This is a genomic window from Actinophytocola sp., assembly GCF_035942955.1.
Taxonomy (GTDB): domain Bacteria; phylum Actinomycetota; class Actinomycetes; order Mycobacteriales; family Pseudonocardiaceae; genus DASYTH01.
The window spans coordinates 79,252-100,990 of the sequence record NZ_DASZCQ010000075.1 but is presented as its reverse complement, the minus strand read 5'-3'; the positions used below and the strand labels follow the sequence as shown (position 1 = coordinate 100,990).

The window sequence follows — 21,739 nt, the reverse complement described above, 5'->3', positions numbered from 1 at the left end:
CCCAGAATGTCGGCGATGGATGCTCCCTTGTAAGTCACCTCGAGCGTCTCACGGTTGTACCGGCGCCCGCCGCACACATCGCATGTAACGTAAATGTCGGGCAGGAAGTGCATCTCGATCTTGATCTGACCGTCGCCGCGGCAGACCTCGCAGCGCCCGCCCTTGACGTTGAACGAGAACCGGCCCGCCTGGTAGCCGCGCACCTTCGCCTCGGTGGTGGAGGCGAACAGCGTGCGGATCTTGTCCCAGACGCCGGTGTACGTGGCCGGGTTGGACCGCGGCGTCCGTCCGATCGGCGACTGGTCCACCCGCACCAGCTTGTCCACCAGGTCCAGCCCGCGCACCCGGGTGTGCCGGCCCGGCACCTGCCGCGCGCCGTTGAGCTTGTTCGCCAGCACCGTGCCCAGGATGTCGTTGACCAGAGTGGACTTTCCGGAGCCGGACACGCCGGTCACAGCGACCAGGCAGCCGAGCGGGAACGACACGTCGATGTTGCGCAGGTTGTGCTCGCGCGCGCCCACGACGGTCAGCTGACGCCGGCGGTCGACCGGCCTACGCATCAGCGGAACCGGGATCTCCTGCCGCCGCGCCAGGTATGCGCCGGTCAGTGATCGCTTGTTGCGCAACAGGTCCTTGAATGATCCACTGTGGACGATCTCGCCGCCGTGCTCCCCGGCGCCGGGGCCGATGTCGACGATCCAGTCGGCGGTGCGGATGGTCTCCTCGTCGTGCTCGACCACGATCAGCGTGTTGCCAAGGTCGCGCAGCCGGGTCAGGGTCTCGATCAGCCGGTGGTTGTCCCGCTGGTGCAACCCGATCGACGGCTCGTCCAGCACGTACAGCACACCGACGAGGCCGGAGCCGATCTGGGTGGCCAGCCGGATGCGCTGCGCCTCACCGCCGGACAGCGTGCCCGCGGCCCGATCCAGTGACAGGTAGTCCAGCCCGACGTCGAGCAGGAACCGCAGCCGGGCCTGGATCTCCTTGAGCACCGCGCCGGCGATCATCTTCTCGCGGTGGCCGAGGGACAGCCCGTCGAGGAAGTCCGCGCACTCCTGGACGCTCAGCGCGCACACCTCGGCGATGGACCGCGCGCCGTGCACCGCGTGCTCGAGGGTGACCGCGAGGATCTCCGGCTTGAGCCGGGTGCCCTGGCAGGCCGGGCACGGCACCTCGCGCATGTAGCCCTCGTACTTCTCCCGCATGTAGTCGGACTCGGTGGCCTCGAGCCGGCGGTCCAGGAACGGGATCACGCCCTCGTAGGTGGCGTAGTACGACCGCTCCCGGCCGTAGCGGTTCTTGTAGCGGACGTGCACCTGCTCGTCGATGCCGTGCAGCACCGCCTTCTGCGCCTTGGCCGACAGCCGGCGCCACGGGGTGTCCATCCGGAAGCCGACCGCCTCGCCCAGTGAGGTCAGCAGCCGCTCGAAGTACTCGGCCGTCTGCCCGCCCGCCCACGGCGCGATCGCCCCCTCGGCCAGCGACAGCTCCTCGTCCGGCACCACGAGCTCGGGGTCGACCTCCTTCTTCACCCCGATGCCGGTGCACACCGGGCAGGCGCCGTACGGCGAGTTGAACGAGAACGAGCGCGGCTCGAGGTCCTCGAGGGCCAGCGGGTGGCCGTTGGGACAGGCCAGGTTCTCGGAGAAGCCGCGGATGCGCTTCGGGTCGTGCTCGGGCAGGTCGACGAACTCCAGCTCCACCAGCCCGTCGGCCAGCCGCAGCGCGGTCTCCACCGAGTCGGTGAGCCGCTGCTTGGCGCTGGGCTTGACGGTCAGCCGGTCGATCACGACCGCGATCTCGTGCTTCTCCTGCTTCTTGAGCTTCGGCGGGTCGGCCAGCGAGTGCACCACGCCGTCGACCCTGGCGCGCGCGTAGCCCTGGGACTGCAGCTGGGAGAACAGGTCGACGTACTCGCCCTTGCGGCCGCGGACCACCGGCGCGAGCACCTGGAACCGCACCCCGGGCTCCATGGTCAGGACCTGGTCGACGATCTGCTGCGGGGTCTGCTTGCTGATCGGCTCGCCGCAGGTGGGGCAGTGCGGCTTGCCGGCGCGGGCGAACAGCAGCCGGAGGTAGTCGTAGACCTCGGTGATCGTGCCGACCGTTGACCGCGGGTTGCGGCTGGTGGACTTCTGGTCGATGGACACCGCGGGCGACAGGCCCTCGATGAAGTCGACGTCGGGCTTGTCCATCTGGCCGAGGAACTGCCTGGCGTAGGCCGACAGCGACTCGACGTACCGGCGCTGGCCCTCGGCGAAGATCGTGTCGAAGGCGAGGCTCGACTTGCCGGAGCCGGACAGCCCGGTGAACACGATCAGGCTGTCCCTCGGCAGGTCGAGATCGACGCCACGCAGGTTGTGCTCCCTGGCACCGCGGACGACGAGACGGTCGGCCACTGAATCCCCTAACGATCGTGCTGGTTCGCGGCCACGAGGGTGGCCGACGCCCATGCTAGGTGCGGGCACCGACAGAAGCGGACGCGAGGTCGTGGGTGGGTCGGCCCCCGCGGGAGCGACCATCGGACCCGGTCCGAGCGGGCACCCCTGCGCCATTATGCGTACCGTGGCCTAGTTGCTACCTGTCAGGCGGTTTCGGTGGCCGGGAAACCCGCCTAGGCTGTCGGAATCCCAAAAACCGATCACGCGGGGATGTCGGTATGACTGGATCGAGCGCTTCACCGGGAACGTCGCTGGACCGCAAGGCCGTGCCCGCCCAGCGTAGCTCCGCCGACCACTCGGCGTCCGAGCACGCCGCCCGAGGGCTCGCCGCGGTCGGCGAGGCCACCGAACGGCTCTACGCCGAGGTGTCACGGCTGGGTGACGCGGACATCGTCCAGCCGACCCGGCTGCCCGGCTGGACCAGAGCGCACGTCGTCACCCACCTCGCCCGCAACGCCGACGCCCTGGTCAACCTGCTCACCTGGGCGCGAACCGGCATCGAGCACCCGATGTACGCCAGCCGGGCCGACCGGGACGCCGACATCGAGGAGGGCGCCAAGCGCCTCGCCCAGGTCATCCGGGAGGACCTGCTGGCCGCCTGCACCCGGCTGGAGACCGCCGCCGACCGGATGGCCGGGACGGACTGGCGGGCCCAGGTGGCCCACCGCACCGGCCGGGTCTTCCCCGCCGCCGACATTCCCGGCATGCGCCTGTTCGAGGTCTGGGTGCACCTGGTCGACCTCGAGGTCGGCGTCGACTTCCACGACGTGCCCGCGGCCCACCTCGAGTTGCTCCTCGAGCCCGCCGTCCACCCGCACGTCACCCGGACGGAGGGCACCCCGGTGCAGCTCAGCGCCGAGCTCCCCGGCGGCGACCTGCGCCGCTGGCGTCTGGTCGTGCCCGCGGTCGACGGCTCCGGCGAGATCAGCGGCCCGGCCCCCGAGGTGATCGGCTGGCTCACCCGCCGCCGTCCCGGCACGGCCCTGACCGGACCGCTGCCCGACCTGCCACCCTGGGGCTGACTCCCACTACCGTGACCGTCGTGCAGATCCTCGACGACTACACCGGTCACGTCGACCCCGGCGGCCCGGCCACCCGCCGCACCCTCGACCGCCTGGTCATCACCAAGATCTCCGTCGGCCCGATGGACAACAACGCGTACCTGCTCGTATGCCGCGAGACCCAGGACGCCCTGCTCATCGACGCCGCCGCCGACCCGGAACGCCTGTCGGACCTGATCGGCCACGCCGACGACCGGCCCACCCTGCGCACGATCGTCACCACCCACCAGCACCCCGACCACTGGCAGGCCCTCGGCGCCATCGCCGGCGCCTACGGGGCCAACACCGTCGCCCACCCCGCCGACGCCGCCCCCCTCCCCGTACCCCCCGACATCCTCCCCACCCACGGCGACACCATCCAGGTCGGCACCGTCCCGCTCGAGATCATCCACCTCCGCGGCCACACCCCCGGCTCCATCGCCCTCCTCTACCGCGACCCCACCCACCCCCACCTGTTCACCGGCGACTCCCTCTTCCCCGGCGGTCTCGGCAAGACAACCTCCCCGGAGTCCTTCACCTCCCTGTTCAACGACGTGAAATCCCGCATCTTCGACGTCCTCCCCGACGAAACCTGGTTCTACCCCGGCCACGGCGACGACTCCACGCTGGGCGCCGAGCGGCCGCACCTGGACGAATGGCGCGCCCGGGGCTGGTGAGCGGTCGGGTGTCCGAAATGTTCAAGACCGGCGGTCGGCGGTTGGTCACGATGGGCGTATGACAGTCAGTCTTGCTGCCGCAACATCCTTTTTGACCACTCATGGTCGGCTTCTTGACCGGCGCCGGTTCGCGCTGCTGCTGGGCGAGACGGACGCCAGCGCCGTGCTGGATGCCGTCGATGGTTATCGCAATCCCGACGGTGGTTACGGCTGGGGCCTCGAACCCGATCTGCGGGCGCCGGAGAGTCAGCCCGGTGGAGCCTTGCATGCTTTCGAGGTTTTTGAGGATGTCGCGCCCGTGACGACGCCCCGGGCCGTGGAGCTGTGTGACTGGTTGGCCGGGATCACCCTGCCGGACGGCGGGCTTCCGTTCGCCCTTTCGGTGGCGGACCCGGCCGGGTGCGCGCCGTTCTGGGCGCAGGCCGATCCTTCGCGGTCGGCTCTGCAGAGCACGGCGTTCGCCGCCGGCGCCGCGCTGCGGGTTGCCGCGCACGACCCGGCGGTGGCCGCACATCCGTGGCTGAAGACGGCCACGCGATACTGCATGGACGCCATCGCCGCGCTCACGACCGCGCCGTTCGCGATCGAACTCTGCTTTGCGGTGGGGTTTCTCGACGCGGCCCATGACACACATCCCGAGGCGGCCGAGTTGCTCGGCCACCTCGGTCGGTTCATCCCGGACGACGGGCTGGTGCACGTCGACGGCGGCGCCGACGACGAGTACATGCGTCCGCTCGACTTCGCCCCCACACCCGACCGTCCGGCGCGCATGCTGTTCAGCCGCGAGGTGATCGACGCGGAACTGCGTCGACTGGCCGACCAGCAGCAGGAAGACGGCGGTTGGCACGTCGATTTCGGGAGCTATTCACCGGCCGCCGCCCTCGAGTGGCGCGGCTATGCGACCGTGCGCGCCGTGTCGATCCTCCGGCGCAACTCCGCAATCTGAGCAGGTGCCTGGACGACCGTCGGGCCGAACGATTCCACCTGCCGTTACATCCGCGGCTCCGTGGCACGCGCGCCGGCCAGTGTTGCGGGTAGCGTCAACGCTTCCTTCAGTGCGGAATGGTGCCGTATAATCTCGGCCATACGTTCGCCTTCGTCGATTCGTATGGGCGGCAGGGCCATCAGCAACGTCAACAGCATATTTCGCGCACCCGCTGTCGGGGTAGTCGTCGACCTCCATGCGGTGGCGGCCACCTCCTTGTCAACATATCGAACCAGTCGGTACTCCAAACCAATGGATGCGCGAAGTGTGATCGGACTGTGCCTAAGGGTTTCCGGGCTGTCCACCGTAAATACGGTCGGCCCAGGGTCCAGGACCCCCTGTTCGATTAACGGGAAAAACGCAGGAGTATGCACTATCGTCGGATCAATGATCCTGCCGAACGAACTGGCCCACACGACGAAGTGCGGATCGGCGTTGGCCCCCGGAATCTGACACATGTCGTCCGCACTATCGGATCCGAGCACAGCCCACGCCTGCAAGACGGTCTCGATCACCTCGGCCTCGAACCCCAGGAGACGGAACGTTTCAGCGAGCTCGGCTGCCACCGATAGGCCATCGCGGATCGGATGTCCGCTCATGCAGAACGTATGCGCTATGGCCACGGTGAAACATGGCACGGCATTCGGTTGCGGAACCTGGCGCACCGCTCCGATGATCCCTCCGGCGCTCACAACGGGAACAACGATAGTCGAGGTACCACCCACATCCTCCGTCAGAACCTTCTGTTCCGGAAGGCAACCATCGGCAGACCTGCGATACCAGTATAGAAACACACTGAAAATTGACGAGAGCACCGCTTTATGATCGGAAAGCTGAAGATCGTCCGCATCAACCCGCTCCAGCCAGCTCCCACATTCCGAGAATGCGCCATCAACAGCGGCAAACAAGGCGCGCAGAAGAGCCACCGTCGCTCGGTCGTCCGCCTGCAGGCGATGTCCGTTCTGCTCGAATATATCGGCTATGGCGAGCACATTCCGGAAAACCTTGAGTGCGTGCGCTTGGCGCCGGCAGATGTGCGGCAGGGACATGACACTCACATTTCGCACGAGGAGTGCCACATCCATCGCACCGAGCATATTCTGGTTCGCCATCGCCATAAGCCGTTGACAATAGTCGGCAGCCGCCGACCAATCGGGAAGTCGAACGCAGATCTCGACAAGGTAGCGCAGATATAGAGGCCGATACAAGCTAGTCGTCCTCGGATGCTCAAGAAGCCCCTCCGCCCGTTCACGGGCATCGGCTAGCCGTTCATCCTCGAGCAGCTCCTCGAGGACCGAGACCTCCTGGACCACGTCCGGCCCGTCGGTGATCGGTAGCATCGCACAGTAGTCAACGAGCGCCGATTCGAGTGCGGTGAGGCGCGGGTCTTGTATACGACTCCCCCGGGTAAGGTTCCTTACCGTGGCCAATGCCAGACGAATATGTTGAGCTGTCTTCTCTTCGTCTAGGGTCGCGGCGCTGCTCACGTCAGCGAGGCAACGTTCCAACAATGCAATCACGTCGTCGACCACGTCGTGCGGTCGGTCAGCCGCACGGGCCAATGCGTCCGCCAGACCAGACGTCACCTGTAGCCGCAAAATGGGCACCTCCAGCGCAGAACGGTCGAAATAGTCGAGTTCCGCGCGTAAGTATTGCACCGTGCCAGCCCAATGGTTGAGGTGTCCAAGAACCTTGGCAGTGTTGCCCCACAGGAGGGCGACTCCCAAATCATCCACTTGGTGCGCGAGCGCATGTTCGGCAATGCTGATCGCATGACTGATCAATGCGGCGGCCAAATCGATGCGGTCGCTATTACAAAATGCCCCCAACCAGCTCTGGGTGTGCATGGCCGCCACGGAGACCGCGGCCACAAGGTGGCCCTCACGTTCAGTAATGTCGCATATGATCGCCTGAACGATCTCGTTCATCGTTATTGCGTATTCGAACGAACTCGGTGTCACCGCCGCCTCGGCGACGTTGCCTACTAATGGCTCATCATCGGACACCAACGACTCTCGTCGAATAGCTCGAACAATCTCTCCCGCCGTCGGGTCCACACCCGTGTACCCGAAAATCGGATGGCGTTCCTCGTGACCCACCACCTCGATGGGCGGGACGAACACGCAGGCCAACAACAGGTGCAGCGGTATTACCCGCGAGGAGAAGAAGGCGCCAAACCGCAACGCGGCACATGCGACGTCATCCGGAACCGAACCGGCATTTGCCCGAGCCAGCATCCGCTGCCAAGCCAATTCTATAGCCTTTACCAGGGTACGGGGATACCCGTGCGGCACGGACAGGTCATCGTCCAATGAGCGCATGACAAGCTGCTCGTAGTCATCGACGCCGTTCAGGCCATCCAGGCAGTCGACGAGATAGGACGCAGCGAGCTCCAGCGCGAGCGGCCAGCACTGCGCTATTCGGGCCACCCGAACCAGCTTCGCCCGCTCCTCCTCCGATCGTGTCCCGGCCGGCATCAGCCTGCGAGCCAGCAGATCGCAGGCTTCGGACAGGGTCATCTCGGTGACGACAACCTCGGCGATATTGGATCCCTTGAGCGCCGTATGGTCAGTTGTCGTGACCAGCACGTGACCGCGACCCCGGCTGGGAATCCACTCGCGGATGAGCCGCACATCGACGGCGTTGTCGAAGACGACCAACCAGGGGCGGGCGGACTGGGCCAGCGCGGTGAGCACCCTCGTGCGAAGGTCCGGGCCGGGCGCCATGAGTCCTTCCTGCCGCAGCCATTCCGCCACGGTGGCGAAGGACGCCTCAATTCGTGCCGTCTCACTCGCATCGATCCAGATGATGGCCGCGTAGGCATCGGCACGATCGTTTGCCCATGCAACAGCCAAGCTGGTCTTTCCGATACCGGACATCCCTTTCAGGACGCAGATCGGTGCGGACTCGTCGGACAGTGGCGTGGGCAGAGCACGAGCGATCGCGCGGAGCAGATCGGGACGCGCCACATCGGCGCCACGGGGAGCCATGGTGACATGTACGGACCATCCCCGCCGACGCATCGCGGACATGAGTGTGTCCGGGGCAACGGCCAGAGCTTGTTTCAGATCGCTGGCGGACAACGCGGGTGTGTCGACGGTCGCCGCCTTGGCCATGACCTCAGAGAGGAGAAAGCCAAGCAGCAGTCCCGCCGCATCCCAGGTGGCATTCGTCGGATCAAGCGCACGACGAGCGGTCCGCACCCGCTCGCGCAGGACCTCTCGCAGTTGGTCCACCCCACGCTCGTCAACCACGATGTCCGCTCGGCGCAAGATCTTCCACTTGTCGGAGGGCAATGACTCCACGTCGTGCCGTACCGAGGGTGAGTCCTGGACAAGCTCCAGCAACGTCCGCCGAAACTCGCCAGAGTCGATGGTCCCTGTCGCGTGCGCAGCCAGAATGTCGCGCAAGGCCGCCAGACTTGGGCCCATCCGCCGGTTCGTGACGACGAGATAGCGCCCGGCACGATGCGTCGACAACCGAAGAATCTGGCGAACCGCCTGAGCCGCGCTCATGGTGCTGCCGGGTATGCCACCCTTCACCTGAGCAACGAGGTCGCACCCCTGTTCGCTGTACAGCGAAAAGTCCACGATCTCCTGATCGGCATGTGGATCATCATGTGGTGGCGCATCGATGACCACCTTCGTCAGCGAATCGGAGAGCAGGGCATCAAGCGTGTACTCCAAAGTGGCGAGGTACTGGTACTCGAAGCCCCGGGCAGCGTCGCGACCTCCCATGCTCAATCATCCCCCGCATGGCTGGTCACCGGACACGGTGGACCGGCCGCGGTGGATACCTTCACTCGTCGCAGAGTAGCGAGGATGTGGCCCGACCGGCGTGAACGAAAGGCTCACAAATCCGTCACTGCATCGTGTCCAGCACGTCGAGGGCGGTGAGGCGGGGTGGGGTGGCGGGCGATGGGGTGGGGGTGGGGTCGGGTGGGCGGCGATGGTGCCATTCGGTCACCGCCTGGTATGCGGCGGCGACGGCGAGGAGGCGGTCCTCGGCGAACGGCGGGCCGCCGAGGATGGTGCCGATCGGCAGGCCGTCGGGGGTGAAGCCGATGGGCAGGGCCAATTCCGGAAGGCCGATGATGTCGAACGGGACCGGTCCGGTCTGGACCACGACGTCGCAGCGGGACAGCAGATCGGTCAGGACCCGGTCCAGCAGGACGACCTTGGCGCGCTGGCCGATGAGGTACTCGTTGGCGCCGAGCAGGCAGCCTTGGAGCCAGCCGAGGACCGACACGCCGAATCGGCGGAGATCGCCGGTCAGCTGCGGCAGGAACGGCTCGCTGCGTTCGGGCAGGCGGACGTTGTTGAACAGGGCGCCGGTCAGCAGCTCCCATTCGGCCGGGAGCGGCACGTCCACCAGCGTGGCGCCGGGGATGCCGGCGAGCGTGTCGAGGAACGCGGCGCGGGCTCGCGCGGTGGGCGAGTCGCCCGAGGTGTAGCCGGGGATGACGCCGATGCGGGTGGGCCGGCGCAGCCGGATCTCGCGGCCCCGGCGCACCGGGGTCGCCGCGGTGATCAGGTCGGGCACCGCGGGAAGGCCCTGGGTGCGCGGGTCGTGCGGGTCGGGACCGGCCATGGCGGACAGCATGATCGCCGCGTCCAGGGCGTCGCGGGCCAGCGGGCCGGGATGGTCGCGGGTGTAGGACAGCGGGATGATCCCGTGCAGGGACACCCGGCCCATGGTCGGCTTGAGGCCGGTGAGGTTCTGCGCGTTCGACGGCGACGTGATCGACCCGCCGGTCTGCGTGCCGGTGCCCGAGGTCGCCATGCGTGCGGCCACGGCGGTTCCGGTGCCGGTCGACGAGCCGCCGGGGTCGATCTCGGGCCGGTTCGGCGCCCACGCGTTGACGGTGGTGATCAGCCCGTCCGGAGTGGTCGCGCGGGTGGTGGCCAGCGGGCCCATCTGGGTCTTGCCGAGCACGATGGCGCCGGCCGCCGTCAACCGCGCCACGGCGGTGGCGTCGTGCGGTGGGACGAAATCGGCGAACAGGAACGAGTTCGCCGTCGTGGGCGTGCCGGCGGTGAAGTAGTTGTCCTTGATTGCCAACGGAATCCCGTGCAGCGGTCCGCGTGGCCGCCGCCGCGCCGCGGCCCGTGCCTCGGCGAGCGCCTCCGGTCGCACCACGTTGAACGCCTGGTAGACGCCGTCGAAGGCGCGGATGCGGTCGAGGTAGGCCTCCAGCAGCACGTCCGGCCGCAGCCGCCCGCGCCTGATAAGCGTGGCCGCCTCGGCGATGGTCAGCTCCGTGGGATCGGCGAGGGCCTCCGGCCGCGGCTCGACGCCGATCTCGGCGGGCGCTACGGGCGCCGCCTCGGCGACGGCCGGCGTGGCCGCGGCGCCCGTCCCGGCAACACCAAGGGCGGCAAGGAAAGCGCGCCGGTCGAATGGCTCACTCATCGGAGGTCCATGCCGTGGCGATGGACGGGTACAGCTGGGGCGGCGCCACCTGTTGCGCCAGCGCCGGATCCTCGCCGAAGCGGTACGACGCCAGCGCCGGAACGGTGGTGCGCAGGAACGAGCGCAGGCTGGCCAGTGCGGTCTCCCGGCCGGGCGCACCCGTCGCGGGGTCGGCCGCGGTGCCGGGCGGGAGCTGGTCGAGATCGATGCCCAGTACCGCAAGGCGCGCCCGGATCAGGGTGTTGAGCTCGTCGTCGGTCGGCGGCGGGGGTGGCACGGCGGCCTCCTCGGATCAGCAGCAGGGAATACAGTATGTACCCCGACCGGAAGGCCGCTCACGGATCAGGTTCGGCCAACCGTGAGCCGAGCCGCCGACGTGCCCAAACCCGTTGGTGTCAAAGGAAGACGCGGCCGCGGGTGGGTTCGGCGCAGCTCGGCCTCGGTGTAGCGGGCACACCGGCGGTGCCACTCGAGGATCCCCGACATCCAGTCCTTGAGCTTGCCGGCGTGGCGGAGCAGGGCGGCCCTTGCCGGCTCGTCGAGGGCGAACTCGTCGAACAGCGCGGGAAGGTCGTGCGCGACGAGGTCCTCGAACTGCCGCATCCGCGCGGCCATCAGGCCGGCGACGAGGTCGCGGGCGCGATACCGGTCGACGGCAAGGAAGTTCTCCACGACCAGGACGAGGTTGTGCCACTCGCCTTCGAACTCGATCTCCTTCTGGTAGGAGAACAGGTCGTTGGTGAAGCAGGCGTAGTCCTGCGCGGCGGTCTCCAGCTCCCGCAGGACGCGGGTGTGCTCGAGCTCGGCGGGGATGAGCTCCCAGTTGGCGAGCCGGGCGAGGCTGAACGTCATGTCCGAGCCGAACGTCCGGCGGCGCATCTCGACGTAGTCGATCGGGTCCGGCACCCGGTGCTGCGCCTGGTTGGCCAGCTCCCACAGCCAGCTCGACGTCATCCGCTCGACGGCGGCGTGGAACTGCGCCCGCGCGGGTTCGGCCATCGGCCCGGCCGTGCGCCGCCACAGGTCCGCAAGGCCCCGCTCGATCGGGTTGAGCGCCGGCGGCGTGGGCCCGGCATCCAGCGGCATGAACGCCGCAAGTCGTTCCACGCACAGCTTTGCCCCGGCCAGGTTGCGGGATGTGCCGAACACCACGGGAAAGTAGTCGTCGCCGTAGGTCCCCCAGGCCAGCCAGTCCGAGGAGAGCTTGAGCTGCTCGGGACCCGCGTCGGCGTGGATCATCGCGGCGCAGTGCGGGAAGTCGAACCCGATGAACCGCCGCTCGTCCCACACCGCGCCGGTGGCAAGGCCCGGCACCGGGTCGAACATGCCCATCCGGCGCGCCCAGCCGGGCGCGTACCGGCGCGCCTCGCCGAGGTGCGGGCTGGTCCGGAACTGGTACGGCATGTACAGGTCCGGCACCGGGAGGTGGCCGACCGGTTGGAACGGCGTGTGGGACTGCTGCCGGAACCGGCGCCGCAGCCCCAGCCGGGACGGCAGCGACGAGGCGCCGAGGCCGCTCGGCCCACCGAGGGCGCCGTCGTTCATGTACCGGCTGGACCGCATGTGCCATTCGTGCCCGCCGGCCTGCCAGTCCTGCAGACCCTTGACGTACGCCGCGATCGCCAGCTGCTCGTGCGGGGCGACGGCCCGCTCGACCACCAGCCCGGGGACCTCGGTCAGCGCGGTGTTCTCGAACTGCTGCAGCCGGGAGGTCAGCAGCTCGTTGACGATCTCGGCGGCCTGCTGCGTCGGGCAGTCCAGGAACCGCTCGATGACCAGCACCGCGTTGGCGTTCTCCCCCTCCTCCCGAACTTCGCGCTGGTAGGAGAACAGGTCGTTGCGCAGGTGCACCGCGTCGGCGAAGGTGTCCGCGAGCACCCGCATGGGCCTCGTCTCGGCGAGGTCGTCCGGGACCTCGGCGCCGACGGCGAACTCCACCAGGTTGGCCGACCACGGCGCCCCACCGACCCGCCGCCGCATCTGCATGTACTCGATCGGGTTGGCGATCCGGCCGCGCTCGATGTTGTTCAGCTCCCACATCGACTCGACCATGAGGTTGTGCGTGCTCGTGATGAAGCGCCGCCGCCAGCCCGCCGACATGCTCGGCACGGTCCGCTCCCACAGGTCCTTCAGCGCGGTCTCGGCCGGGTTCGTCGGCTCGGGCGGCTCCTGCCCGTCGGCGCTCATGAACAGCTCGAGATGGTCGAGGTACGCCTTGGCGCCCTGGATGTCCCGCGTGTACTTGAAATAGTCGAGGAAGTGGTCGTCGAAGAAGAACACCCACACGTACCAGTCGGTGATCAAGTCCAGCGTCGGGCCGGCACAGTCCGGATGGGTGAAGGCGCACATCAGCGCGTAGTCCATCGCCGCGAGCGCCGCCTCGTCCCACACCACCCCGCCGCCGGGCTTCGGCACGTCCAGCAGACCCATCCGGCGCGACCACGCCATGCTGTGCGCGCGCGACCGTTCCACGTGCGGGTTCAGCCGGGCCGGATACGGTTGGTAGAACTCGGGCAACCGGAACGCCTGCATGCGTCCGACCCTCGCACCCGGCGCCCCGTTCCGGCGACGTCCAGACGAGCGACAGTCCACCGCTGTGCGGGTGATTCTCCGGCGCGTCAAATCACCTTTGTGTAGACCAGATCGAAGTCCTTCGCCCACGTGGTGCCGTCGGTCGACATCTCCCAGGCGCCGGTGATGGCGGTGTCAGTGACCGTGCCGGTGAAGCGCTGGTTGAAGCCGGGGGCGTCGCGCCAGATTCGTAGGGCTCCGTCGGTGAGGGTCAGCCGGTAGACCCGGGAGACGTTGCGGGCGTCGGCGTAGAGCTGGGTGAAGGTGCCGGCCGCGTCGTCAAGACCGGTGATCGTGGTGGCCGGGAGCGGATTGTTGTCGATCCACACCTGCGGCGTTGTCGGCAGCGGCGGCTCGCTGTGGGTGCGTTGCACCAGGAAAGCCTCGCCGTCGAGCCACGTGCTGACCATGTGGCTGCGAGCCACGGGCTGCCCGTCGACCGAGGCCTCCACGTTCCACTCGCCGATGAGAGCGTTCAGCGGTTCAAGCGCGGGATGCACGCGGGCACGCTACCGGAGCGGCACGAACCCGTCAGGCGCCCTCGGGCAGCAGGATGGAGCCGTGGCCGTTGCCGTTGACGGCGGCGACCGTGGCGACCGCGGCGTCCGGGCGGGCCTCCTTGATGGCGCTGCCGAGCTGGGACGCGGTGGTCTCCGCGGTCCACCGGTGCCGAAGCTCCAGCAGGGTCACCCCGATCAGCTCGAGCGCCTTGGCGGCCGGCTCGAGCACCTGCCGCTCCACCTCGTGGTGGTCGACGAGGTCCGGGGGCAGCGGCGACTCCTTGAGCGTGTGCCACAGCAGCGACGTGCACGCGGTCCGGAGGTACTCGTCCGGGTCCTGGTGCCCGAACCAGGATTGGTACAGCCGGTTCGGGTTCACCACGAAGGTGATGGAGTAGTTGGCGTCCCAGGTGCGCCCGTCTTTGGGCACCAGCACCCCGAGCTGCCAGGTCTGCGGCAGGGCGGACTTTTTCTTGACGCCGCCCACGAATGGCACGTGGAATGCCCATCCCGGCATGATTGGCTTGGCCGTTGCCCGCACCCGGCCACGGAAGTGCCGAAGGCCCAGCTCGTCCTGGTGCACGTACTTGACGCTCTTGGCCAGGAGGGCCACGGAAGCAAGCGCTATGAGAATCCCCTTGACCCAACCGCCGACCGAATCCCAGACATTCTCGATTAAGGGAACACTGCTCAACATGGTCGATCACCCCGCTCAAGCGGACCGGCCGGCCTTACCTGGCATTCAAACCGGACTAGAGGTCATGGCCCCGAGTGTGAGGGTCAAACCCCAGAATTTCCAGACCCTCAAGGCCCTTGTAAGCACGATTCAAGATGTTTAGGGTCATCCGATCCCCACGACCGGGTGGCGCGCCGCCCCCTCGTGACTCTGTGTGCCGCGGGAGTGGCACTGCGTGGGAGTGATTCGGAGCACACGCACGCCCCTCTTGGTCCTCGGGTCGCTCCCGCAAGGCCGTCCCACCCGCCCACCCGCGGCCTCGCGTCCGCTCCTAAGGTCTTACCCGACCGTCGTCACGAGACAGGAGACCGCATGGCACTCGAGAAGCCCACCGTGGACCGCGCGGAGGGCGCGCCACCGGCCGATCTGGTCGTCGAGGACATCACGGTCGGCCAGGGCGCCGAGGCTAAGCCGGGCAGCACCGTCACCGTGCACTACGTCGGCGTGTCGCACACGACCGGCAAGGAGTTCGACGCGTCCTGGAGCCGCAGCGCGCCGTTCACCTTCCCGCTCGGCGGGGGCAAGGTGATCGCGGGCTGGGACCGCGGCGTCGCGGGCATGAAGGTGGGCGGCCGGCGCCGGCTGGTCATCCCGCCGCACCTGGCCTATGGCGACCGGGGCGCCGGCGGCGTGATCAAGCCCGGCGAGACGTTGATCTTCGTGGTGGACCTGCTGAGCGTCAACTGAGCGCCAGCGCCGCCCTGGCCGCGGCGACCGCCTGCGCCGGGTAGCCGCCGCCGAACAGCACCACGTGCACGAGCAGCGGGAACAGCTGGTGCAGCGGCACCCGGGCGCGCCAGCCGGCGGCCAGCGGCGCGGTCTCGTGGTACGCGCCGAGCACCCGGTCCAGGTGCGGGCAGCCGAACAGCTGCAGCATGGCCAGGTCGGTCTCCCGGTGCCCGCCGTGCGCGGCCGGGTCGATCAGCCAGGCCTCCCCGGCCCACAGCACGTTGCCCGACCACAGGTCGCCGTGCAGCCGGGCCGGTGGCTCGACCGGGCCGGCGAGCTCGGTGATCCGCTCGCAGACCGTGCCGATGGCGCGCGCGCCGGCCGCGTCGAGCAGGCCGCCGTCGACCGCCCGCCGCAGGTACGGCTCGACCCGGTGGGCGGCGTACCAGGACGGCCAGTCCGCGCCCGGCTCGTTGCGCATGGCCGCGTTGCCGATGTAGGCGTCGACCGGACCGCCGGGTGGCGGCGCGCCGAAGGCCGGCGCGCCGGCCCGGTGCAGGCGGGCGAGACCGCGCCCGAGCGCCTCCGCCGCCCCGGCGCTGGGCCGCCCGTCGTCGACCCGCTCCATGATCATCCAGTTCTGGTCGGAGCCGAGCACCGCGGGCACTCGAACGGCTGACGCCGCGGCCAGCCATTCGAGCGAGGTCACCTCCGCGAGCACTGCTCTCGGATCGGAATGCCGCTTCGCCACGAGAGCACCGCCCTCGACGAGCTCGACGACGAACAGGTGCCCGCCGAGCGGCCGGGCCGACGCCGCGGCCCGGCCGGTGAGCGCGGCGACCGCGGCCACCGCCGGATGCGCGGTCACCGGTCGAGGCGCCGCCGGACCCAGTCCAGCAGCCCCGGCATCGTCGACTCGATCATCTCCAGCACCGTGGTGAAGTCGCGCCGGCCGCCGTAGTACGGGTCCGGGATGTCCAGATCGCCCACCGCGGACGGGTCGAACGAGCGGAACAGGCGCACCCGGTCGGCGTCCGAACCCTGGTGCTCGAGCAGGTCCCGCAGCGCGTGCTCGTGCCCGGAGTCCATGGCCAGCAACAGGTCCGCGTCCAGGTGCCGCTCGCCGACCTGGGCCGCCACGTGCTCGGTCGGGTAGCCGTGCTCGGCGAGCGTGCGCCGCGCCCGGGAGTCGGCGGGATCCCCCACGTGCCAGGGTCCGATGCCGGCGCTGGTCACCCGCACCAGGTGGTCGAGGCCGGCGCGGCGCAGGTGCTCGGTGAACACCAGGGCGGCCATCGGCGACCGGCAGATGTTGCCCGAGCACACGAAGCAGACGTGCAGCTCAGCCATGGAGGCGGTCCAGGACGGGCAGCAGCGCGGCCGGGTCCTCGACGTGGGCGTTGTGCCCGAGACCGGGCAGCACCACCGGATCCGGCAGCAGATCGGCCAGGTGCTCCCGCGGTGACATGGGATCGTGCTCGCCCGCCGCCAGGATCACCTCACCGTGGCAGGCCCGCAGCAGGCCGGTCATGGCGGGCGCGCCGACGCCGAACGCGGCCGGGTCCAGGGTGAGCCGCCAGCCCCCGTCGGCCTCGGTCACGGCGGAGTCGAGCACCGGCGAGTCCGGTGACGCCAGGCCGGTCAGGCCCGCGACGCGCAGCGCGCGCTCGGCGGCCTCCGCGCGGGAGCCGAACACCCGGCCGGGCCGGGCCGCCACCTGCGCCGCCTTGGCCAGGTCGTCGGCCGACCAGCGGACCTTGATCCCCAGCCCGCACACCGCGACCACGTCCACCCCGAACCAGCCGCTGGCCAGCGCGAGGCCGACGGCGCCGCCCAGCGAGTGGCCGAGCACGACCACCCGCCGGCCGGGCTCCACCGCCTCGGCCACGGCCGCCGCCATGGCGCCCATGGAGTAGCGCGGCAGCCGGTCCGACCGGCCGTGGCCCGGCAGGTCCGGGATCACCCAGGCGCCTGGCCAGTGCCCGGGCAGCAGCTCGGCCAACCCGTCCCACACCGCGCCGGTCGCACCCAGCCCGTGCAACAGCAGCAGCACCGGCTCGCCGTCGCCGCCACCCGCCACGTACACACTCACGCCATCACCTCGTTCCCCGGTGCCGGCGAACCCCAGCGCCTCGTACCTCGGCGCCAGGGCAGTGCCCATGGCTCGCTCCGCAAGCTCCGCTCACGACGGCGAATCTTGCCAGAATGGCGGGCATGTCCAGCGACGCCGGGACGATCGTCGACCCCGACACCTACGTCCACGGCGTCCCGTACGAGGCGCTGGCCCGGCTGCGCCGCGACACCCCGGTGGTCTGGATGGACGAGCCCGCGGTCGACGACTGGCCGGCGGGGCCGGGGTTCTGGGCGGTGCTGCGGCACGCCGACGTCAAGCGGGTGCTGCGCAATCCGCGGGTGTTCTCCTCGCAGCTTGGCGCCACCCAGATCCGCGACCCGGCCACGCCGGCGGCGCTTGCCTACGTCCGCAGGATGATGCTCAACCTCGACCCGCCGGAGCACTCGCGCCTGCGGGGCTTGCTGACCAGGGCGTTCACCCCACGGGCGATCGCCCGGCTGGAGGCCAGGATCGCCGGCTGGGCCCGGGAGCTGGTCGCGGCCGTCGCGCCGCGGGGTGAGTGCGACTTCGCCAAGGAGGTGGCGGCGGACCTGCCGCTGCTCACCCTGGCCGAGGTGTTCGGCGTCCCCGCACAGGACCGGTGGCTGATGTTCGACTGGAGCAACCGGGTGATCGGCTACCAGGACCCGGAGTACGCCGTCAGCGCGCACGCCGACGCCGCCGGCTCCACCGAGCTGGCCAGGCGGGCGCTCAGGCTGCGGCCACGACCCGACCCGGCCGGCCGCATGCCGGATCCCCGTACCAGGGAAGGGATGCCGGACCTCTACGCGTACGCCAACGCGCTCGGCGAGTACAAGCGGCGCAACCCCGGCGACGACGTGATGAGCAACCTGATGCACCACGTCGACGCCGACGGCGGCCGGGTCGGCATCGAAGAGTTCGAGAACCTGTTCTGGCTGTTCTCCGTGGCGGGCAACGAAACCCTGCGCAACGGCCTGCCCGGCGGCCTGCTGGCCCTAATGTCCACAAAGGACGTTCAGCGCACGCTTCGTGCCGACCGGTCGCTCCTGCCGCACGCGGTGGAGGAGATGCTGCGCTGGTGGACTCCGGTCATGCACTTCCGCCGAACGGCCACAATGGACACCGAGTTGGCCGGGGTGCGGATCCGGGCCGGCGACAAGGTGGTGGTCTGGTTCTCCTCGGCCAACCGCGACGAGCACGCCTTCGACGACCCGGATTCCTTCCGTCCCGACCGGTTCCCCAACGACCACCTCACATTCGGCCACGGCCCGCACTTCTGCCTCGGCGCGCACCTCGCCAGGGTGCAGATGCGCGCCATGTTCGACGCCGTCCTGGATCTGCTCGGCGAGGTCGAGCTGGCCGGCGAACCGGTCCGGCTGCGGTCCAACTTCCAGAACGGGATCAAACACCTTCCGATCAGGTGGAAGCCTCAGCAGCCGCCGCAGTTGTAGTACGTGACGTCCCAGTGGTTGCTCTCCAGGAAGTAGATGTTCCCGGAGCCGGAGCGCCACTTGTTGCCGCCGATGTAGGTGAACCGGCTGCGGATGTAGTTGCCGACGCAGGAGTACAGGCTGTAGTCCAGCTTGTAGCCGTTCCAGTGGCTGTAGGTGCCGCTGGCGTGGCCGGTCTCGGTGCCGCCGGTGATGTTGAGCGCGCAGCCGCTCGCCGACTTGAGCGTCTCGGCGCCCTGGATCGTCGTGAGGTTCACCTGCTCGAACGACGTGCACGTGGGATTGTTGCGGTCGCTGCAGTTCCCGCTGGACGACCAGGTGATCCCGGCGGCGCGCAGCCGGGATGTGGCCTGCGCGTGGGTCAGCTTGGTGACCATGATCGTGACGTCGCCGTCCGGGTTGTCGAAGACCGGGTCGATTTCCTTGTCCTTGACCGACGCCTGGGCCGTGGCGGTGGCCATGACCAGGGCGAGTGCCGCGGCGACGAGCGCGACGAGGGAGCGAAGCAGGGCTGTCCGCATGATCGTTCCTTCCCGGGCTGCAGGGGTGGTACCTGGGATGACGATCGGTAGCGTAATAGTTACCAACCAAATGGCAAAGGTTATGTCGCGGAAACTTTCCAACTCAATTCGCGGAGGGCGAGGACCAACGCCACCATCACCAGGCCCACCGCGCAGAGCAGCGCGGGAGTGATCCCGAGGGCGTGGTAAACCGCCGCGAGCAGGGCCGTGCCCAGCGCGGCGCCCATCCGCTGCCCGGTCTGGGTCAGCGCGCCGGCCACCCCGGCCATCCGGGTCGGCACGTTGGCCAGGGTGAGCGTGGTGTTCGGCGAGATCACCGCGCCCCCGCCGATGCCGGAGATCAGCATCGGGACCAGCGTCCACGCGGTAACCGTCGCCGCCGGCGCGACCCGGACGATCAGCGCGACCGCCGTGAAGCCCACGGCCACCGTGGCCAGCCCGGCGACCGTCACCCACCGTCCGAAGCGGCTGACCAACCGGCCGCCGATCGCCGAGGAGACCGCGGAGCCGAGCGCGAACGGGGTCACCGCGAGCCCGGACTCCAGCGGCGAGAGTCCCAGTCCAATTTGGAAGTACAGCGCGAAGACCAGCCAGACCCCGCTGAACCCGGCGAAGTACACCGTGGCGAGCACCGCCCCGGACCGGTACCCGGCCGTCTCGGTGACCAGCCGGAAGTCCAGCAGCGGCGCCCGTCCCCCGGCCACCCGGCGCCGCTGCCACCAGACGAACGCCGCGACCAGCGGGACGGCGAGGGGGAACATCCACCACAGCCGGCGCAGCCCGCCGCTGTCCGACTGCACGACCGGAAACAGCACGCACAGCACGGAAAGCCCGAGCAGCACGATGCCGGCGACGTCGATCTCCGAACGCCCGGGGCGCCGGTCCGCCCGCGGCACCAGCCGGGCGGCGAGCACCAGCGCGAGCGCGCCGATCGGCACGTTGACGAAGAACACCCAGCGCCAGCCGTGCTGCTCCCCGAAGGCGTCGATGATCAGGCCGCCGAGCACCGGGCCCACCGCGGTGGACAGCCCGATCGTGGCGCCGAGCAGCCCGAACGCCCGGCCCCGCTCGGCGCCGCGGAAAAGGTCCTGGATCAGCCCGGCGTTCTGCGGGGTGATCAGCCCGCCGGTGATGCCCTGCAGCAGCCGCGCGAGCACCAGCAGGGCCAGCGTCGGAGCCGCCCCGGCCAGCGCGCTGGTCAGCACGAACGCGGTGAGCGCGATCAGGTACATCCGCCGCCGCCCGAACGCGTCGCCCAGCCGCCCGCCGGCGACCAGCACCAGCCCGAACATGAGCGGGTAGCCGGAGACCACCCACTGCACCCCGGCGGCCGACGCGCCCAGCCCGCGCTGGATCGACGGCACCGCGACCGTGACGATCGTGACGTCGAGCAGCACCATGAACCCGCCGGTCAGGGTCACCACGAGGGCCCGCCAGCGGCGCGGGTCGGCGCCCTCGGCGTGCACCGTCGGCTCGGCCGCGCCCCGGGTCATGGCGAGTCGGCCGGCGTCTCCGCGACCACGAGCAACCGGTGCAGCAGATCGGACAGCTGCCTGCGCTCGGCCGCCGACAGCGTCCCGAGTATCCGGTTCTCCTCGCGCCCCACGACGTCTATCGCGGCACGCCAGGCGTCGTACCCGTCCTCGGTGAGCTCGACGTCCACCCGCCGACGGTCCACAGCGGACTGCCGGCGGCGCACGAACCCCCGCCGCTCCAACGTATCCAGCCGCCCGGTCATCGCCGCCGGCGACACCCGCAGGTCCGCGACCAACTCCGACGGCGCCGCCCGGCCGTTGCGTGCGGCCAGCGCCTGCAGCGTCGAGTACTCGAAGTCCTGCAGCGCGTACGCGGCCAGGCCGCGCTCCTTGACCCGCCTGAGGTGCTTGACCAGAAACGCCATCCGGGTCACCAACGCCTCGTCGACGGTGTCCGGATGCGACAGGTCCATGCCGCCACCCTACGGCAGCCATATTTCGTCGCCAAATTATCTGTCCGCGCAACCCCGGCCACGCCGAGACGTCTCGTTAAGCAACCCGGCGCTGGGAACCCTCACGGCACTACTCCCGGCAGGAGGTCACTTGATGACCACCACACTCACCCGCGGGCTCACCGCCTGCTTCGCCATCCTGATCACGCTGATCGGCACGCTCGTCGCCGCCACCCCGGCCTCGTCCACCTCCGCGGTGCCCGTGGCCTCCCTGACGAACATCCGTACCGGCCTGAACTCCGGCTTCGACCGGATCGTGCTCGACCTGACCGACGGGCCCAGACCCGACGTCAGCCACACCTGGGTCGACGAGCTGATCCAGGACCCGACGGGCGAGATCTTCTGGCTCACCGGCGAGCACTTCCTCAACGTCGTCTCGACGCCCGCGCGCGCCTTCGACGACAACTACACCAAGACCTACCTCGGTCCGGAGAAGTTCCGCACCCGCAACCTCCGCAACGTCATGGCCGTCGGGCTCACCGGCGACTTCGAGGCCCACCTGTCGATCGGCATCGGCACCCGGTACCAGTCATGGGTTCGGGTCTTCGTCCTCACCGCACCCCACCGCATCGTGATCGACGTCGGCAGCTGACACCCCGGTGTCGTGAGTCTTTTCTGGTGCTATAACCCCAGAAAAGACTCACGACGGCTGCG

General features: G+C 69.3%; 19 protein-coding genes. 6 read left to right on the top strand and 13 right to left on the bottom strand.

Annotated elements, in window-relative coordinates; genetic code table 11:
• Positions 1–2,399 (bottom strand): excinuclease ABC subunit UvrA (gene uvrA / locus VGX25_RS08335; protein WP_326917041.1); only part of this gene is annotated, 2,399 nt, incomplete at its 3' end.
• A gap of 260 nt (positions 2,400–2,659) precedes the next feature.
• On the opposite strand from uvrA, the gene VGX25_RS08330 reads away from it, so the two are divergent.
• The 3 genes from VGX25_RS08330 to VGX25_RS08320 are packed head-to-tail and all read left to right on the top strand — an operon-like array spanning position 2,660 to position 5,104.
• A complete protein-coding gene (locus VGX25_RS08330) occupies positions 2,660–3,463 on the top strand; it encodes a maleylpyruvate isomerase N-terminal domain-containing protein (RefSeq protein ID WP_326917040.1) in 804 nt (267 codons plus the stop codon).
• 20 nt (positions 3,464–3,483) lie between these two features.
• Positions 3,484–4,158 carry an MBL fold metallo-hydrolase gene (locus tag VGX25_RS08325; protein ID WP_326917039.1) on the top strand — a complete coding sequence of 225 codons (675 nt, stop codon included), beginning with the start codon at positions 3,484–3,486 and terminating at the stop codon, positions 4,156–4,158.
• Between the two features lie 58 nt (positions 4,159–4,216).
• Positions 4,217–5,104 (top strand): hypothetical protein, encoded by an 888-nt coding sequence (locus VGX25_RS08320; RefSeq protein WP_326917038.1) that lies wholly within the window; start codon positions 4,217–4,219, stop codon positions 5,102–5,104.
• A gap of 44 nt (positions 5,105–5,148) precedes the next feature.
• On the opposite strand, the gene VGX25_RS08315 is transcribed toward VGX25_RS08320, so the two are convergent.
• The 6 genes from VGX25_RS08315 to VGX25_RS08290 all read right to left on the bottom strand — a co-directional run bounded on the left by VGX25_RS08315 (position 5,149) and on the right by VGX25_RS08290 (position 14,239).
• Positions 5,149–8,880 carry an NB-ARC domain-containing protein gene (locus tag VGX25_RS08315; RefSeq protein ID WP_326917037.1) on the bottom strand — a complete coding sequence of 1,244 codons (3,732 nt, stop codon included), beginning with the start codon at positions 8,878–8,880 and terminating at the stop codon, positions 5,149–5,151.
• Positions 8,881–9,004: 124 nt separating this feature from the next.
• Positions 9,005–10,555 carry an amidase gene (locus tag VGX25_RS08310; protein ID WP_326917036.1) on the bottom strand — a complete coding sequence of 517 codons (1,551 nt, stop codon included), beginning with the start codon at positions 10,553–10,555 and terminating at the stop codon, positions 9,005–9,007.
• Positions 10,548–10,832, bottom strand: coding sequence for a hypothetical protein (locus VGX25_RS08305; protein ID WP_326917035.1), 285 nt, complete (start codon positions 10,830–10,832; stop codon positions 10,548–10,550). Before VGX25_RS08305 ends, VGX25_RS08310 begins: the two co-directional genes overlap by 8 nt.
• 65 nt (positions 10,833–10,897) lie before the next feature.
• Positions 10,898–13,087 (bottom strand): terpene synthase family protein, encoded by a 2,190-nt coding sequence (locus VGX25_RS08300; RefSeq protein WP_326917034.1) that lies wholly within the window; start codon positions 13,085–13,087, stop codon positions 10,898–10,900.
• Between the two features lie 86 nt (positions 13,088–13,173).
• On the bottom strand, positions 13,174–13,626 hold the full coding sequence (locus VGX25_RS08295) for a hypothetical protein (RefSeq protein ID WP_326917033.1): 453 nt from the start codon (positions 13,624–13,626) through the stop codon (positions 13,174–13,176).
• A 31-nt stretch (positions 13,627–13,657) separates the two neighbouring features.
• On the bottom strand, positions 13,658–14,239 hold the full coding sequence (locus tag VGX25_RS08290) for an SPFH domain-containing protein (RefSeq protein WP_326917032.1): 582 nt from the start codon (positions 14,237–14,239) through the stop codon (positions 13,658–13,660).
• A gap of 435 nt (positions 14,240–14,674) precedes the next feature.
• On the opposite strand from VGX25_RS08290, the gene VGX25_RS08285 reads away from it, so the two are divergent.
• Positions 14,675–15,049: an FKBP-type peptidyl-prolyl cis-trans isomerase gene (locus tag VGX25_RS08285; RefSeq protein ID WP_326917031.1), complete on the top strand. Its 375-nt coding sequence runs from the start codon at positions 14,675–14,677 to the stop codon at positions 15,047–15,049.
• On the opposite strand, the gene VGX25_RS08280 is transcribed toward VGX25_RS08285, so the two are convergent.
• The 3 genes from VGX25_RS08280 to VGX25_RS08270 are packed head-to-tail and all read right to left on the bottom strand — an operon-like array spanning position 15,042 to position 17,192.
• Positions 15,042–15,899: a fructosamine kinase family protein gene (locus VGX25_RS08280; RefSeq protein ID WP_326917030.1), complete on the bottom strand. Its 858-nt coding sequence runs from the start codon at positions 15,897–15,899 to the stop codon at positions 15,042–15,044. The two genes, VGX25_RS08285 and VGX25_RS08280, sit on opposite strands and share 8 nt — an antisense overlap.
• Positions 15,896–16,381, bottom strand: a complete 486-nt coding sequence (locus VGX25_RS08275; RefSeq protein ID WP_326917029.1) for a low molecular weight protein-tyrosine-phosphatase — start codon at positions 16,379–16,381, stop codon at positions 15,896–15,898. The genes VGX25_RS08280 and VGX25_RS08275 overlap by 4 nt, the downstream gene beginning before the upstream one ends.
• Positions 16,374–17,192: an alpha/beta hydrolase gene (locus tag VGX25_RS08270; protein ID WP_326917028.1), complete on the bottom strand. Its 819-nt coding sequence runs from the start codon at positions 17,190–17,192 to the stop codon at positions 16,374–16,376. Before VGX25_RS08270 ends, VGX25_RS08275 begins: the two co-directional genes overlap by 8 nt.
• Before the next feature lie 53 nt (positions 17,193–17,245).
• On the opposite strand from VGX25_RS08270, the gene VGX25_RS08265 reads away from it, so the two are divergent.
• Positions 17,246–18,577: a cytochrome P450 gene (locus tag VGX25_RS08265; protein WP_326917027.1), complete on the top strand. Its 1,332-nt coding sequence runs from the start codon at positions 17,246–17,248 to the stop codon at positions 18,575–18,577.
• Here VGX25_RS08265 and VGX25_RS08260 read toward each other — a convergent pair.
• The 3 genes from VGX25_RS08260 to VGX25_RS08250 form a co-directional block, all read right to left on the bottom strand.
• Positions 18,556–19,098 carry a hypothetical protein gene (locus tag VGX25_RS08260; protein WP_326917026.1) on the bottom strand — a complete coding sequence of 181 codons (543 nt, stop codon included), beginning with the start codon at positions 19,096–19,098 and terminating at the stop codon, positions 18,556–18,558. The two genes, VGX25_RS08265 and VGX25_RS08260, sit on opposite strands and share 22 nt — an antisense overlap.
• Before the next feature lie 80 nt (positions 19,099–19,178).
• Positions 19,179–20,591, bottom strand: coding sequence for an MFS transporter (locus tag VGX25_RS08255; protein ID WP_326917025.1), 1,413 nt, complete (start codon positions 20,589–20,591; stop codon positions 19,179–19,181).
• Positions 20,588–21,046 carry a MarR family winged helix-turn-helix transcriptional regulator gene (locus VGX25_RS08250; protein WP_326917024.1) on the bottom strand — a complete coding sequence of 153 codons (459 nt, stop codon included), beginning with the start codon at positions 21,044–21,046 and terminating at the stop codon, positions 20,588–20,590. Before VGX25_RS08250 ends, VGX25_RS08255 begins: the two co-directional genes overlap by 4 nt.
• A gap of 133 nt (positions 21,047–21,179) precedes the next feature.
• Here VGX25_RS08250 and VGX25_RS08245 point away from each other — a divergent pair, with 133 nt between their 5' ends.
• Positions 21,180–21,677 (top strand): AMIN-like domain-containing (lipo)protein, encoded by a 498-nt coding sequence (locus tag VGX25_RS08245; RefSeq protein ID WP_326917023.1) that lies wholly within the window; start codon positions 21,180–21,182, stop codon positions 21,675–21,677.
• Positions 21,678–21,739 lie beyond the last annotated feature (62 nt).

What these genes read in the sequence shown, in the direction of transcription:
- VGX25_RS08330 (WP_326917040.1), top strand. Translation starts at nt 2,660, where the DNA reads ATGACTGGATCGAGCGCTTCACCGGGAACGTCGCTGGACCGCAAGGCC.
- VGX25_RS08320 (WP_326917038.1), top strand. Translation starts at nt 4,217, where the DNA reads ATGACAGTCAGTCTTGCTGCCGCAACATCCTTTTTGACCACTCATGGT.
- VGX25_RS08315 (WP_326917037.1), bottom strand. Translation starts at nt 8,880, where the DNA reads ATGGGAGGTCGCGACGCTGCCCGGGGCTTCGAGTACCAGTACCTCGCC.
- VGX25_RS08310 (WP_326917036.1), bottom strand. Translation starts at nt 10,555, where the DNA reads ATGAGTGAGCCATTCGACCGGCGCGCTTTCCTTGCCGCCCTTGGTGTT.
- VGX25_RS08300 (WP_326917034.1), bottom strand. Translation starts at nt 13,087, where the DNA reads ATGCAGGCGTTCCGGTTGCCCGAGTTCTACCAACCGTATCCGGCCCGG.
- VGX25_RS08285 (WP_326917031.1), top strand. Translation starts at nt 14,675, where the DNA reads ATGGCACTCGAGAAGCCCACCGTGGACCGCGCGGAGGGCGCGCCACCG.
- VGX25_RS08275 (WP_326917029.1), bottom strand. Translation starts at nt 16,381, where the DNA reads ATGGCTGAGCTGCACGTCTGCTTCGTGTGCTCGGGCAACATCTGCCGG.
- VGX25_RS08270 (WP_326917028.1), bottom strand. Translation starts at nt 17,192, where the DNA reads ATGGGCACTGCCCTGGCGCCGAGGTACGAGGCGCTGGGGTTCGCCGGC.
- VGX25_RS08265 (WP_326917027.1), top strand. Translation starts at nt 17,246, where the DNA reads ATGTCCAGCGACGCCGGGACGATCGTCGACCCCGACACCTACGTCCAC.
- VGX25_RS08260 (WP_326917026.1), bottom strand. Translation starts at nt 19,098, where the DNA reads ATGCGGACAGCCCTGCTTCGCTCCCTCGTCGCGCTCGTCGCCGCGGCA.
- VGX25_RS08255 (WP_326917025.1), bottom strand. Translation starts at nt 20,591, where the DNA reads ATGACCCGGGGCGCGGCCGAGCCGACGGTGCACGCCGAGGGCGCCGAC.
- VGX25_RS08250 (WP_326917024.1), bottom strand. Translation starts at nt 21,046, where the DNA reads ATGGACCTGTCGCATCCGGACACCGTCGACGAGGCGTTGGTGACCCGG.
- VGX25_RS08245 (WP_326917023.1), top strand. Translation starts at nt 21,180, where the DNA reads ATGACCACCACACTCACCCGCGGGCTCACCGCCTGCTTCGCCATCCTG.